We start from the raw sequence: 13,707 nt of genomic DNA, 5'->3' as shown, positions 1-13,707 counted from the left end.
CGGTCAGTCCTTGATCTCGCAGATCAGGGCGCCGGAGGAGACGGAGGCGCCGACCTCGGCGGTGAGGCCCTTGACGGTGCCGGAGCGGTGCGCGTTGAGCGGCTGCTCCATCTTCATGGCCTCCAGGACGACGACGAGGTCGCCCTCCTTGACCTCCTGGCCCTCCTCCACCGCGATCTTGACGATGGTGCCCTGCATGGGCGAGGCGAGGGAGTCGCCCGAGGCGGCGGAGCCGGCCTTCTTCGCCGCGCGGCGCTTCGGCTTGGCGCCGGCCGCCAGGCCCGTACGCGCCAGGCTCATGCCCAGCGAGGACGGCAGCGAGACCTCCAGGCGCTTGCCGCCGACCTCGACGACGACCGTCTCGCGACCGGCCTCGTCCTCCGCGTCCGCCTCGGCGGGAGCGGCGAAGGGCTTGATGTCGTTGACGAACTCGGTCTCGATCCACCGCGTGTGCACGGTGAACGGGTCCGCGGTGAAGGCGGGGTCGGTGACGACGGCCCGGTGGAACGGGATCGCCGTGGCCATGCCCTCGACCTGGAACTCCGCCAGCGCGCGGGCGGCCCGCTGGAGCGCCTGCTCGCGGGTGGCGCCGGTGACGATCAGCTTGGCCAGGAGGGAGTCCCAGGCCGGGCCGATGACCGAGCCGGACTCGACGCCCGCGTCCAGACGGACGCCGGGGCCGGTCGGCGGGGCGAACAGCGTCACCGTGCCGGGGGCGGGCAGGAAGTTGCGGCCCGGGTCCTCGCCGTTGATCCGGAACTCGAAGGAGTGACCGCGCACCGCCGGGTCGTCGTAGCCCAGCTCCTCGCCGTCGGCGATGCGGAACATCTCGCGTACGAGGTCGATGCCGGTGACCTCCTCGGTGACCGGGTGCTCGACCTGGAGGCGGGTGTTGACCTCCAGGAAGGAGATCGTGCCGTCGAGGCCCACCAGGAACTCGACCGTGCCCGCGCCGACGTAACCGGCTTCCTTGAGGATCGCCTTGGACGCCGCGTACAGCTCGTCGTTCTGCGCCTGGGTCAGGAAGGGGGCCGGGGCCTCCTCCACCAGCTTCTGGTGGCGGCGCTGGAGCGAGCAGTCACGGGTGGAGACGACGACCACGTTGCCGTGCTGGTCGGCCAGGCACTGGGTCTCCACGTGGCGCGGCTTGTCGAGGTAGCGCTCGACGAAGCACTCGCCCCGGCCGAACGCCGCGACCGCCTCGCGGACCGCGGAGTCGTACAGCTCCGGGATCTCCTCCAGCGTGCGGGCCACCTTCAGGCCGCGCCCGCCACCGCCGAAGGCGGCCTTGATCGCGATCGGGAGGCCGTTCTGCTCGGCGAACGCGACGACCTCGTCGGAGCCGGAGACCGGGTCCGGGGTGCCCGCCACGAGCGGGGCGCCCGCGCGCTGGGCGATGTGCCGGGCGGCGACCTTGTCGCCGAGGTCGCGGATCGCCTGCGGGGGCGGGCCGATCCAGGTCAGCCCGGCGTCCAGGACGGCCTGGGCGAACTCCGCGTTCTCCGACAGGAACCCGTACCCCGGGTGGATCGCGTCCGCCCCGGAGTCCGCGGCGGCCTGTAGCACCTTGGCCATGTCCAGATAGCTGGCGGCCGGGGTGTCACCGCCCAGGGCGAACGCCTCGTCAGCGGCCCGGACATGCAACGCGTCCCGGTCCGGCTCGGCGTAGACCGCGACACTCGCGATCCCCGCGTCCCGGCACGCCCGAGCAACGCGGACAGCGATTTCGCCACGGTTGGCGATGAGCACCTTGCGCACGATGACTCCCTCCTCGAAACAAGCTGAGTTTAGGGACTACCGACACGGCCGTACGACCTGTCCCCAATGGTGAGCTTGCCCACACGGAGTGTGATCCGAGGCTTGCCCCAGTAGTGAAATCCCTTGTGGCACCACGGTACGCCGGGATCCTCAACCGCACAGTAACGAGCAGGTGTGGTCCAGGTCTCTGTCATGGCAGTCAAGGCCGCACGGCGTTTCTTTGTGGACTCCCTACGAACGGTCGGTGGATTCTTTGCCCGGCGCCCGGGCCCGTCCAACCCCTTGTCCGGAGGAATACCCACGAGTAGCGTCCGCGCTACGCACGTACCAGAGGTAACAGGGGTGGGACGCTGATGCGCAGACCGGTGGCGATCGTGACCGCGCTCGTGCTGTTCGGGGAGGCGGTGGGCATCGTGCTCATCAACGCCGTCCTGGCCACGGTCGCCGAGAACCAGAACATGTCGCTCGCCGGAATGGACCCGGACGCCATGTCCACCGGGACCTGGGTGATGGGCGGCGTCTCCGGGCTGCTGCTCGTCCTGTGCGGGCTGATAGCGCTGATCGCCGGCATACGCGACCGCGCCCCCGGACGCGCCGGACGGATCGTCCTCATCGGCTGCGCGGTCGTGCACGGCGTCCTCGGCGCGGTCACCGTCGGCCTGGTCGGCTGGGCCGCCTTCGCGTTCATGATGGCGGTGCTGGCCCTGCTGGTGCTGACCCTGGTCTGGTACGGCCCCGAGCCCAGGGCCGAGTCCCCGCACCCCGAACTCACACCCACAGCTCCGTGACCGACACGTCCAGCTCGCCCAGCAGCCGGCGCAGCAGCGGCAGCGAGAGGCCGATGACGTTGCCGTGGTCGCCCTCGATCGCGTCGACGAACGGGGCCGACCTGCCGTCCAGCGTGAACGCCCCCGCCACGTGCAGCGGTTCGCCCGAGGCCACATAGGCGGCGACCTCGGCGTCGCTCGGCTCGCCGAACCGTACGACCGTGGACGCCGTCGCCGACGCCGTACGGCCGGAGGCGGTGTCGATCACGCTGTGCCCGGTCCGGAGCACGCCCGCCCGGCCGCGCATCGACTTCCAGCGGGCGGTGGCTTCCTCGGCGTCGGCGGGCTTGCCCAGCGCCTCGCCGTCCAGCTCCAGCACCGAGTCGCAGCCGATGACCAGGGCGCCCGCCGCCTCGGGGCGCTCCGCGACCGCCGCCGCCTTGGCCCGGGCCAGGACGAGCGCCAGCTCGGCGGGGGTCGGGGCGCTCAGCGCGTCCTCGTCCACCCCGCTGACGATCACCTCGGGGGCGAATCCGGCCTGGCGCAGCAGACCGAGACGGGCGGGGGAGGCGGAGGCGAGCACGAGACGGCGCTGATCAGTCATGCCCGCCATCGTAGAAGGGCCACCGGGCCCCGGAGCGGCCGGAGTGACGGATGCCGGGTCAGCAGATGCCGAGTACGCCGTGGCTGCCGGAGCCGGGGATCCTGGGGCGCCGGGTCAGCGGATGCCGAGCACGAACATCGCCAGCAGCATCGCCAGCGCCAGCAGCACGCCGGCTCTGCGCATCATCGCCTGGGCGTCGCGCAGTTCCTTCGGCGGCTTGTTCTCGGGGTCGGACCACAGCATGCTTCCGATCCTGCTGCGCCGGACACCGTCGCGCCTGAGTACGGGTACTCAAGCGGCGACGGCGCCCGGTTCCGGCTCGGACCCTCCGGCGTCTCAGACCGGCCAGTACGTCCGGGCCCAGGCCCGGGGGCCCGGCCGCGGACGGCCCGTGCGGGCGATACGGCCCGGGTCGGACCACTGCTCGGGCGGCAGCGGCGCGCCCGACGACACGGCGGCCGCGGCGGCGGCACGCGCCTGGACCACCGCCACGGCGGCGGCCAGCTCCTCCGGGGTCGGGTTGCCCCGTACGACCTTGATCATGGGCAGACCTCTCTGTGAACGGGTGAGCGGGTGGGCCGACGGCTACAGCGGGATGTTGCCGTGCTTCTTCGGAGGCAGGGATTCCCGCTTCGTACGCAGCTGACGCAGGCCCTTGACGATGTGGGCCCGGGTGTCGGACGGCATGATCACCGCGTCGACGTAGCCGCGCTCGGCCGCCACGTACGGGTTGAGCAGCGTGTCCTCGTAGTCCGCCATCAGCTCGGCGCGGGTCGCGTCCGGGTCCTCGGCGGCGGCGATGGTGCGCCGGTGCAGGATGTTCACCGCGCCCTGCGCGCCCATGACGGCGACCTGCGCGGTCGGCCAGGCGAGGTTGAGGTCGGCCCCCAGGTGCTTGGAGCCCATCACGTCGTACGCGCCGCCGAAGGCCTTGCGGGTGATGACGGTGATCAGCGGGACCGTCGCCTCCGCGTAGGCGTAGATCAGCTTCGCGCCGCGCCGGATGATGCCGCCGTACTCCTGGTCCACGCCCGGCAGGAAGCCCGGCACGTCCACGAAGGTCAGGACGGGCACGTTGAACGCGTCGCAGGTACGGACGAAGCGGGCCGCCTTCTCGCTCGCGTCGATGTCCAGGCAACCGGCGAACTGCATCGGCTGGTTGGCGACGATCCCGACCGGGTGGCCCTCGACCCGGCCGAAGCCGGTGATGATGTTCGGCGCGAACAGGGCCTGGGTCTCCAGGAATTCGGCGTCGTCCAGGACGTGCTCGATCGCGGTGTGCATGTCGTACGGCTGGTTCGCCGAGTCCGGGATCAGCGTGTCCAGCTCACGGTCCTCGTCGGTGACCGCGAGGTCCGCCTCCTCCGGGAAGGCCGGGGCCTCGGAGAGGTTGTTCGAAGGGAGGTAGGAGAGCAGCGACTTGACGTACTCGATGGCGTCCTTCTCGTCGCCCGCCATGTGGTGCGCCACCCCGGAGGTGGTGTTGTGCGTACGGGCGCCGCCCAGCTCCTCGAATCCGACGTCCTCGCCGGTGACCGTCTTGATGACGTCGGGCCCGGTGATGAACATGTGCGAGGTCTGGTCGACCATCACCGTGAAGTCGGTGATCGCGGGGGAGTAGACCGCGCCGCCCGCGCACGGGCCGACGATCAGCGAGATCTGCGGGATCACCCCGGAGGCGTGCACATTGCGGCGGAAGATCTCGGCGAACAGGCCGAGCGCCACGACGCCTTCCTGGATGCGCGCGCCGCCGCCGTCGTTGATGCCGATGACCGGGCAGCCGGTCTTCAGCGCGAAGTCCATGACCTTGACGATCTTCTCGCCGTACACCTCGCCGAGCGACCCGCCGAAGATGGTGAAGTCCTGCGAGTACACGCAGACCGGGCGGCCGTCGACCGTGCCGTAACCGGTGACGACCCCGTCCCCGTACGGGCGGTTCTTCTCGATGCCGAAGTTGGTGGAGCGGTGCCGGGCGAACTCGTCGAGCTCCACGAAGGAGCCCTCGTCCAGCAGCAGCTCGACCCGCTCACGGGCCGTCAGCTTGCCCTTGGCGTGCTGCTTCTCGACCGCGCGGGCCGAACCGGCGTGCGTCGCTTCGTCGATGCGGCGCGTCAGGTCCGCGAGCTTGCCGGCGGTGGTGTGGATGTCGCTTTGCGGCTCGGACATCGGGGGAGGCTCCCTGCCTGGTCACGGGGACGGCGACCGGATGGTGGTCACGGGGGACGGGCGGTCGTCCGTCCGGCTCTGCGGCTACTGACTCGTCACGCGGATTCTGGATGCTGATCTGGTGCTGTGTACGGGCTCTGCTCTGGCGCTCTGTTCGTAACCCTGCGGTTACTGCCTCGTAGGGTATCGGCGCGTCTCCGGAAAGGCAGTGCGTCCTTTGCCACACCTAGGCTGGGTTGCATGACACCACCGGATGCGTCACACAACCGCTGGTCGGACCTCGACCGGCCCCCTCTCAACGTGACCGCGCTGCGCCGCGGGCTGCTGCGGCCGGACGCGCTGTGGGCGTCGCTGGAGGTCGTGGAGTCCACCGGATCCACCAACACCGATCTCGCCGGGCGGGCCCGGGCCGGAGAGGCGCCCGAGGGCACGGTGCTGGTCGCCGAGGAGCAGACCGCGGGGCGCGGACGGCTGGAGCGGAGCTGGACCGCGCCGGCCCGCTCCGGGCTGTTCTTCTCGGTCTACCTGGAGCCGGGCGACATCCCGGTGGAGCGGTGGGGGTGGGTGCCGCTGCTGGCCGGGGTGGCCGCCGCGACCGGGCTCGCCAAGGCGGCCGGTGTCGACATGTCGCTGAAGTGGCCCAACGACCTGCTGGTCTCCGTGGCGGGCGAGGAGCGCAAGACCGGCGGCATCCTCGGCGAGTTCGCCGGGGACGGCATCGTCGTGGGCCTCGGCATCAACGTCTCCCTGCGCGCCGACGAGCTGCCCGCCCCCACCGCGGGCTCCCTCGCCCTCGCCGGAGCGGTCTCCACCGACCGCGAGACCCTGCTGCGGGCCGTCCTGCGCTCGATGGAGCACTGGTACGGGGCGTGGAAGGCGGTCGACGGCGACGCGGCCGCGAGCGGGCTCCAGGCCGCCTACGCGGCGGGCTGCGCGACGCTCGACCGGACGGTACGGGCCGAGCTGCCGGGGGGTGCGTCCCTGGTCGGCGAGGCGGTCGCGATCGACGGGGACGGCCGGCTGATCCTCTCCACCGAGGACGGGCTCCAGCAGCCGGTCTCGGCCGGGGACATCGTCCACCTGCGCGGCGCGGCGGGCGGCCTGACCTGAGGCGGCCACCGGCCCCCGATGGCGTACGGACCGGAGGTGGCCGCCGCCCCCGATGGCGTACGGACGTGAGAGCGCTTCCGCCGCGGATGTCACGCGCGACGCACCCAGGGCCTGTCGTCAAACTGCCGCCTGCCGCGCGGCGCCTGGCACGCACGCTCGCGGCGTTGCCGAAATGGCCTGGTAGCTCCGCTACAAGGCCATCCCGGCGCCTTGCGATCGCACGCACCAGACGCCGCGCGGCCGCCCTCCGGGCGACGACGGCAGTTCGACGACAGGCCCTGGGACGGACAACCAAGGACGTGAGCCAGAGCACACCTGCCGTATTGTTGAGGCGATCCAGCGACAGATCACTGTTGGGGCGATCAGCGACAGATCGGCAGGCAGTGCGCAGGGAACGGGCAGGAGGCGGCTGGTGACCGTCGGCGACACGTCGTCCGGCGCGGGTGAGGAGCCCGGGGCGGACTCCTCGGTCCACGCCACACCCCACCACGAGGTCGACCACACGGTGGAACCGACCGACGACCCCCTCGCCATCCGCCTCGAAGCGCTGATCCTGGGGGCCGACCGGCGCTACACGCCCTTCCAGGCGGCCCGCACGGCCGGGGTCTCGATGGATCTGGCCTCCCGGTTCTGGCGGGCCATGGGTTTCGCCGACATTGGCCAGGCCAAGGCGCTCACCGAGGCCGACGTCCTCGCCCTGCGGCGGCTCGCCGGTCTCGTCGAGGCGGGGCTGCTCAGCGAGCCGATGGCGATCCAGGTCGCCCGCTCCACCGGGCAGACCACCGCCCGGCTGGCGGAATGGCAGATCGACTCGTTCCTGGAGGGGCTGACCGAGCCGCCCGAGCCCGGCATGACCCGCACCGAGGTCACATATCCGCTGGTCGAGCTGTTGCTCCCGGAGCTCCAGGAATTCCTCGTCTACGTGTGGCGGCGCCAGCTGGCCGCCGCCACCGGCCGGGTCGTGCAGGCGGCGGACGACGAGGAGATGGTCGACCGGCGGCTCGCGGTCGGCTTCGCGGACCTGGTCGGCTTCACCCGGCTGACCCGGCGGCTGGAGGAGGAGGAGCTCGGCGAGCTGGTCGAGTCCTTCGAGACGACCGCCGCCGACCTCGTCGCCGCGCACGGCGGCCGGCTCATCAAGACCCTCGGCGACGAGGTCCTCTTCGCCGCCGACGACGCGGGCACGGCCGCGGAGATAGCGCTCCGGCTGATCGAGGCGATGTCCCAGGACGAGACGATGCCCGCCCTGCGCGTCGGCATCGCCTTCGGCACGGTCACCACCCGGATGGGTGATGTCTTCGGCACCACGGTGAACCTCGCCAGCCGGCTCACCTCGATAGCCCCGAAGGACGCCGTCCTGGTCGACGGGGCGTTCGCCAAGGAGCTGGTCCGCCACGGCGACGCCCCGGAGTCCGAGGCGCAGGCCGCCGAGGCCGTCGCGGCCGCCGCCGAACGGGCCCGGCTCGCCGAGAAGGAGGGCCGCGAGCCCGACGACGAGCCGCCGCTGCCGACGTACCGCTTCGGGCTCCAGCCGATGTGGCAGCGCCCGGTGCGCGGGCTCGGCGTGGTGGAGCCGTGGCTGCTGGCCCGGCGCGGGAGGACGGGCTCCTGAGCGGTTACGCCCCCGCTTTCCGCTCGCCCTGTCGGTCCGGCGGTCGCCCTGTCTAGGATTCCTGCCGGATAACGCCCGTTAACGGCAACGGGCGCCGTCGCACGGCTGTCGTCAACCGACAGCGCCGTCAACCGACAGGGGTGCAGCCATGACCGTCACGTCCGAGCAGCGGTACGGGGAGTTCGTCGTCGTACGCCGGCACGAGGGGCAGGACCACGTCGCCGAGCTGGTCCTCGACCGCCCTAAGGCCATGAACGCCGTCTCCACCGACATGGCCCGCTCCATCGCCGCCGCCTGCGACGCGCTCGGCGCCGACCGGGACGTCCGGGCCACCGTCCTGACCTCCAGCCATGAGCGGGCCTTCTGCGTGGGCGCGGACCTCAAGGAGCGCAACTCCTTCTCCGACGCCGACCTCGTCCGCCAGCGGCCCACCGCCCGCGCCGCCTACACCGGGGTCCTGGAGCTGCCGATGCCGGTGATCGCCGCCGTGCACGGCTTCGCCCTCGGCGGCGGCTTCGAACTCGCCCTCGCCTGCGATGTGATCGTCGCCGACGCCACCGCCGTGGTCGGGCTGCCCGAGGTGTCCGTGGGCGTCATCCCGGGCGGCGGCGGTACGCAGCTGCTGCCGCGCCGGGTGGGCGCGGCCCGCGCCGCCGAGCTGGTGTTCAGCGCCCGCCGCGTCGAGGCGGCCGAGGCGCGCGAACTGGGCCTGGTGGACGAGCTGGTCGCGGCGGGCCGGGACCGCGAGGAGGCCCTCGCGCTGGGCGCCCGGATCGCCGCCAACTCGCCGGTCGGGCTGCGTGCCGCCAAGAAGGCGCTCCGGCTGGGGCAGGGGCTCGATCTGCGGGCGGGCCTGGAGGTCGAGGACGCGGCCTGGCGGTCGGTGGCCTTCTCCGGCGACCGGGCGGAGGGTGTGGCCGCGTTCAACGAGAAGCGGCGCCCCGACTGGCCCGGCGAGTGACGACGCGCGTGCGTGACGCAGGGTGATCATTCTGCGGGGAAACAGGCGAAATTAGTTACGCACCTAACTGATCAAAAAGGGACAAATCTACATAGGCTGTAGAAATGGGTGGTGACGACGAACGGCTGCGGGCCGTGGTTTCGCTGGCGCAGGCCATGGCCGCGGCCTACACGCCGCGCGAATCGTGGCGGGCGGCGGCGCTGGGTGCCTGCGAGGCGCTGAGCGGCAGCTTCGCCGCGCTCTCCGTGTGGGAGCGGGACCGGGGCAGGCTGCGGGTGCTGGTGAACGCGGGTCAACGGGCCGAGGGGGAGGAGGAGTTCCCCGAGGAGGAGGCCTACCCGGTCCATGAGTTCCCGGAGATCACCGAGTTCCTGCACGAGCGCTGGGCCGGCGGCGGCGAGCCCGACGCCTGGGTGGAGACCGCCGACGGGCTGGCCGGCGCGGGCGGCCCAGCGCGCGGCGCCCGCCCGTACTGCCACCAGCGGGTCGCCGCGCTGCGCCGCCGCGGCCGGGGCTGCTGCGTCGTCGCGCCGATCGTGCTGCACGGCCGGGCGTGGGGCGAGCTGTACGTGGCGCGGCCGGCCGGGCAGCCCGTCTTCGACCGGGCCGACGCCGACTTCGCCACCGTCCTCGCCGCCGTCGTGGCCTCCGGGATCGCCCAGACCGAACGCCTGGAGGAGGTCCGCAAGCTGGCCTTCACCGACCCGCTGACCGGCCTCGCCAACCGCCGCGCGGTCGACATCCAGCTCGACGAGGCCGTCGAGCGGCACCGGGTCGACGCCACGGTCGTCAGCCTCGTCGTCTGCGATCTGAACGGCCTCAAGGCGGTGAACGACACCCACGGCCACGCCGTCGGCGACCGCCTGCTGGAACGTTTCGGCTCGGTGCTGTCGCGGTGCGGGGCGATGCTGCCCGAGGCGCTGGCGGCCCGGCTCGGCGGCGATGAGTTCTGCCTGCTCGCGGTGGGCCCGCCGGCCGACGCGGTGGTCGGGGTCGCCACCGAGCTCTGCGACCGGGCGGCGGTGATCGAGCTGGGCGACGGGGTCGCCTGCGGGGTCGCGTCGACCGGCGACCCGATCGGTCCGGTGCGCTCGGCCCGGCGGCTGTTCCGGCTCGCGGACGCCGCCCAGTACCGGGCCAAGGCCGCCCGCTCCAAGGGGCCGGTGGTGGCCGGGCGGGACGGCGAGGTCATCCGGCTCGCGGACTCCCCGCCGAAGTCCGCGCACGACCGGCGCAGGCTGCGCGGCAACCGGCCGTGAGCGGTGGTGGCGTCAGGTGTCGGGCTTCAGCAGGTGTCACGCCTCAGTGAGGCTGCGGCTCGGGTCTCAGTGCGGTGGCGGCATCGGGGTCAGGGCGTTGCCGATGGTGCAGCCGCCCTCTCCGGGCATCCGCTGGATCCGGGACGGCACCCACACCTCGGTGGAGCCGGGGCGCACCTGGCCGAGGAGGCAGTCCTGCGGTTCGTGGCCGTCGCCCTGGACCGACAGCAGGACGCCGACCCGGTCGCCGTCGGCCTTCACTTCGGTACGGATCGCCTCGTCCAGGTCCAGCGCGGCGACCGCGCTCCGGATCTCCGCCTCGTCCACCCGGCCGCCCTCCGGCACCCGCGGCAGCTTCGCGCGCAGCTCCTCGTACGGCAGCGGGGGCGGTTCGGGCGGCGGGGCGAAGGTGAGCCGGGGGCCGTCCGGGCAGTCCACGTCGCGCGGGGTCTCGCGCCACTCCGACTTCGGCGACACCCGTATCGCGAAACAGCGCCGCACGGTGACCGGATCGGGGTCGACCATCTCGTCGTACGCCGAGCCGGACGTCCGGACGGTCACCTCGACGCCGTCCCCGTCATGGGTCGAGGCGCCCTTCACCCGCAGCACCTCCACCCCGTCGATACCGGAAGCGGAGTACCCGACCTCCTCCGCCGTACGCGGCCGCTGGCCGTACAGCCGCTCGCCCGCGCTCCTGGCCACGGCCCGCGCCGCGTCCGTCGCCTCGCCCTCGGAGGAGCGGAGCGCTCCGCAGCCGGTGACGGTGAGCAGCAACAGCGGGGCGAGCAGCAGGAGTCGGCGCATGCGTGCAGCCTCCATGGATCGTCCGCGGCGTGCAACCCGCTCAGGTACTCGGGCCGCCTCGTAAGGGGCCCTGCTCGGTACCACTAGTGACATGAAGGGTTTCAATCCGTACGCTGCTGAATATGGATATGCACACTGTCGTGGTGGGGACGTCCGGAACCACCGCCGAGGACGTCGTCGCCGTGGCCCGCCACGGCGCCCGGGTCGAGCTCTCCGCCGCCGCCGTGGAAGCCCTGGCCGCCGCCCGTCTCATCGTGGACGCGCTCGCCGCGAAGCCCGAGCCGGTCTACGGCGTCTCCACGGGCTTCGGGGCCCTCGCCAGCCGCCACATCAGCCATGAGCTGCGCGCTCAGCTCCAGCGCAACATCGTCCGCTCGCACGCGGCCGGCATGGGCCCGCGCGTCGAGCGCGAGGTCGTCCGCGCGCTGATGTTCCTCCGGCTGAAGACGGTCGCCTCCGGCCACACCGGCGTACGCCCCGAGGTCGCGCAGACCATGGCGGACCTGCTGAACGCGGGCATCACGCCCGTCGTCCACGAATACGGCTCGCTCGGCTGCTCCGGCGACCTCGCGCCCCTCTCGCACTGCGCGCTCACCCTGATGGGCGAGGGCGAGGCGGAGGGCCCCGACGGCACGGTCCGCCCGGCCGGCGAACTGCTCGCCGCCCACGGCATCGCCCCGGTGGAGCTCGCCGAGAAGGAGGGCCTGGCGCTCCTCAACGGCACCGACGGCATGCTCGGCATGCTCGTCATGGCCCTCGCCGACCTCCGTACCCTCTACACCTCCGCCGACATCACCGCCGCCCTCTCCCTGGAGGCGCTGCTCGGCACGGACAAGGTGCTGGCCCCCGAGCTGCACGCCATCCGCCCGCACCCGGGCCAGGGCGTCAGCGCGGACAACATGCTGCGGGTGCTGGCCGGTTCGGGGCTGACAGGTCATCACCAGGACGACGCGCCCCGGGTCCAGGACGCCTACTCGGTGCGCTGCGCCCCGCAGGTCAACGGCGCGGGCCGCGACACCCTCGACTACGCGGCCGTCGTCGCGGGCCGCGAACTGGCCTCGTCCGTCGACAACCCGGTGGTGCTGCCCGACGGGCGGGTGGAGTCCAACGGCAACTTCCACGGGGCGCCCGTCGCGTACGTCCTGGACTTCCTCGCGATCGTCGCCGCCGACCTCGGCTCCATCTGCGAACGCCGCACGGACCGGCTGCTCGACAAGAACCGCTCGCACGGCCTGCCGCCGTTCCTCGCGGACGACGCCGGGGTCGACTCGGGGCTGATGATCGCCCAGTACACCCAGGCCGCCCTGGTCAGCGAGATGAAGCGGCTCGCGGTCCCCGCCTCCGCCGACTCCATCCCGTCCTCCGCGATGCAGGAGGACCACGTCTCCATGGGCTGGTCCGCCGCGCGCAAGCTCCGTACCGCCGTGGACAACCTGGCCCGGATCGTCGCCGTCGAGCTGTACGCGGCGACCCGCGCCGTCGAACTCCGCGCCGCCCAGGGCCTGGTGCCCGCCCCCGCCTCGCAGGCCGCCGTGGCCGCGCTGCGGGCCGCCGGCGCCGAGGGCCCGGGCCCGGACCGCTTCCTGGCGCCTGACCTGGCCGCCGCCGACACGTTCGTACGGGAAGGGCGCCTGGTGGCGGCGGTGGAGCCGGTGACTGGGCCGCTGGCCTGAGCCGGTCCCGTACGTACGCGTACGGAGGGAGGGTCCCCGCGCCGGGGGCCCTCCCTCATGTCCGTACCGGGTCAGTAGGCCGAGCGCGTCCCCGAGTGGCGTACCGAGTACGTGACGAAGCCCGCGCCGATGCCCAACAGGGCGGTGCCGCCGATGAGATACGGGGTGGTGTCCAGGCCGGGACCGGTGTCGGCGAGGCGCGCCCCGGAGGCGTCGTCGGCCTTCCCGGCGGCCCGCTCGGACGTGACGGCCGGGCCGCCCTGCCCGGCGTTCTCACCGGTCGCGTTGGCCGACGGGACGAACCAGAGAGCGGCCAGCAGCGTGCCTGCGGCGGTGGCGGTCAGCAGTGTGCGACGAGCGACGGACACAGATTCGATCCCCTTGCGACAACCATGAGTTAGCCCCGTGGGCCGATGCTAAGCAAAGCAGCGGGTCGGTGGAAAGTCGTGGCCCCGCAGGGCCGTACGCTCCGGCCATGAGCACAGATGAGACATCCAGGTTTGTTCGGCTTCGCGTCGAGATGGTGCTGGAGGTCACCGACCTCGACGCCCTGACCGGCACCGCCCTCGAATCGATCGCCGCCGAGTACGGGGAGCCCGTCGCGGGCGTCGGCGGCGGCGACACCGCCGAGGAGCGGATGCATGCCGAGGCCACGGTCCGGGCAGACGGTGCAGAGGCCCTCGCCTCGCTGGTCGACCCCTTCGACCTGGTCAGCGAGGTGCCCGGGGTCGAGCTCGCCCAGGCCTCCTGGAGCAGCGAGTCCATCGAGTACGACCCCGACGCGGAGGGCTGGGACGACGCGGACGACGGCGAGGAGGGTCTCTTCCTGCCGCGGGACGGGGACGACGAGGAGGGGTACGGCGACACGGTCGCGCACAATGGGAAGAACGACGGCCAGGACGGTGACCCCGCTCCAGGGGTGTGACGTGTGAGAACACCGGCCCCGGCCCCGCTCGCGGGCGGACCGGGGCCGCGTCGTGCGGCGACGGAAAC

Annotated in this window: 14 protein-coding genes; 7 read left to right on the top strand and 7 right to left on the bottom strand. The window is 72.6% G+C overall.

Features of this window, described 5'->3' with window-relative positions; translation table 11 throughout:
• Positions 1–3: 3 nt before the first annotated feature.
• Positions 4–1,758 carry a biotin carboxylase N-terminal domain-containing protein gene (locus A3Q37_RS23605; RefSeq protein WP_065487627.1) on the bottom strand — a complete coding sequence of 585 codons (1,755 nt, stop codon included), beginning with the start codon at positions 1,756–1,758 and terminating at the stop codon, positions 4–6.
• Positions 1,759–2,111: 353 nt separating this feature from the next.
• Here A3Q37_RS23605 and A3Q37_RS23600 point away from each other — a divergent pair, with 353 nt between their 5' ends.
• Positions 2,112–2,546, top strand: a complete 435-nt coding sequence (locus tag A3Q37_RS23600; RefSeq protein WP_065487626.1) for a hypothetical protein — start codon at positions 2,112–2,114, stop codon at positions 2,544–2,546.
• Here the strand turns inward: A3Q37_RS23600 and A3Q37_RS23595 are convergent.
• The 4 genes from A3Q37_RS23595 to A3Q37_RS23585 all read right to left on the bottom strand — a co-directional run bounded on the left by A3Q37_RS23595 (position 2,527) and on the right by A3Q37_RS23585 (position 5,295).
• Positions 2,527–3,138: a nucleoside triphosphate pyrophosphatase gene (locus tag A3Q37_RS23595; protein WP_065487625.1), complete on the bottom strand. Its 612-nt coding sequence runs from the start codon at positions 3,136–3,138 to the stop codon at positions 2,527–2,529. The genes A3Q37_RS23600 and A3Q37_RS23595 overlap by 20 nt on opposite strands.
• Positions 3,139–3,243: 105 nt before the next feature.
• Positions 3,244–3,372, bottom strand: coding sequence for a morphogenic membrane protein MmpB (mmpB, locus tag A3Q37_RS37960; protein ID WP_006127106.1), 129 nt, complete (start codon positions 3,370–3,372; stop codon positions 3,244–3,246).
• A 93-nt stretch (positions 3,373–3,465) separates the two neighbouring features.
• Positions 3,466–3,672: an acyl-CoA carboxylase subunit epsilon gene (locus A3Q37_RS23590; protein ID WP_065487624.1), complete on the bottom strand. Its 207-nt coding sequence runs from the start codon at positions 3,670–3,672 to the stop codon at positions 3,466–3,468.
• Between the two features lie 42 nt (positions 3,673–3,714).
• Positions 3,715–5,295, bottom strand: a complete 1,581-nt coding sequence (locus A3Q37_RS23585; RefSeq protein WP_065487623.1) for an acyl-CoA carboxylase subunit beta — start codon at positions 5,293–5,295, stop codon at positions 3,715–3,717.
• 240 nt (positions 5,296–5,535) lie between these two features.
• Between A3Q37_RS23585 and A3Q37_RS23580 the strand changes: the two genes are divergently transcribed.
• The 4 genes from A3Q37_RS23580 (at position 5,536) to A3Q37_RS23565 (ending at position 10,237) form a co-directional block, all read left to right on the top strand.
• Positions 5,536–6,405: a biotin--[acetyl-CoA-carboxylase] ligase gene (locus tag A3Q37_RS23580; RefSeq protein ID WP_065487622.1), complete on the top strand. Its 870-nt coding sequence runs from the start codon at positions 5,536–5,538 to the stop codon at positions 6,403–6,405.
• Positions 6,406–6,817: 412 nt separating this feature from the next.
• Positions 6,818–8,017, top strand: coding sequence for an adenylate/guanylate cyclase domain-containing protein (locus A3Q37_RS23575; protein ID WP_065487621.1), 1,200 nt, complete (start codon positions 6,818–6,820; stop codon positions 8,015–8,017).
• Between the two features lie 148 nt (positions 8,018–8,165).
• Entirely contained in the window at positions 8,166–8,978 is an 813-nt protein-coding gene (locus A3Q37_RS23570; protein ID WP_065487620.1) for an enoyl-CoA hydratase/isomerase family protein, read from the top strand.
• Between the two features lie 104 nt (positions 8,979–9,082).
• Positions 9,083–10,237 carry a diguanylate cyclase domain-containing protein gene (locus A3Q37_RS23565; protein WP_065487619.1) on the top strand — a complete coding sequence of 385 codons (1,155 nt, stop codon included), beginning with the start codon at positions 9,083–9,085 and terminating at the stop codon, positions 10,235–10,237.
• 66 nt (positions 10,238–10,303) lie between these two features.
• On the opposite strand, the gene A3Q37_RS23560 is transcribed toward A3Q37_RS23565, so the two are convergent.
• A complete protein-coding gene (locus tag A3Q37_RS23560) occupies positions 10,304–11,041 on the bottom strand; it encodes a translation initiation factor IF-2 (protein WP_065487618.1) in 738 nt (245 codons plus the stop codon).
• A 122-nt stretch (positions 11,042–11,163) separates the two neighbouring features.
• Here A3Q37_RS23560 and hutH point away from each other — a divergent pair, with 122 nt between their 5' ends.
• Entirely contained in the window at positions 11,164–12,714 is a 1,551-nt protein-coding gene (hutH, locus tag A3Q37_RS23555; protein ID WP_065487617.1) for a histidine ammonia-lyase, read from the top strand.
• Between the two features lie 71 nt (positions 12,715–12,785).
• Here the strand turns inward: hutH and A3Q37_RS23550 are convergent, their stop codons facing one another.
• Positions 12,786–13,082: a hypothetical protein gene (locus A3Q37_RS23550; RefSeq protein WP_065487616.1), complete on the bottom strand. Its 297-nt coding sequence runs from the start codon at positions 13,080–13,082 to the stop codon at positions 12,786–12,788.
• 107 nt (positions 13,083–13,189) lie between these two features.
• Here A3Q37_RS23550 and A3Q37_RS23545 point away from each other — a divergent pair, with 107 nt between their 5' ends.
• Complete coding sequence (locus A3Q37_RS23545) at positions 13,190–13,639, top strand: hypothetical protein (RefSeq protein ID WP_255311914.1); 450 nt, start codon at positions 13,190–13,192, stop codon at positions 13,637–13,639.
• Positions 13,640–13,707: the final 68 nt, after the last annotated feature.

It is taken from the genome of Streptomyces sp. PTY087I2 (assembly GCF_001687325.1).
GTDB lineage: Bacteria > Actinomycetota > Actinomycetes > Streptomycetales > Streptomycetaceae > Streptomyces.
Note: the sequence above shows the minus strand (reverse complement) of the source record. Positions and strands in the feature narration are given on the sequence as shown.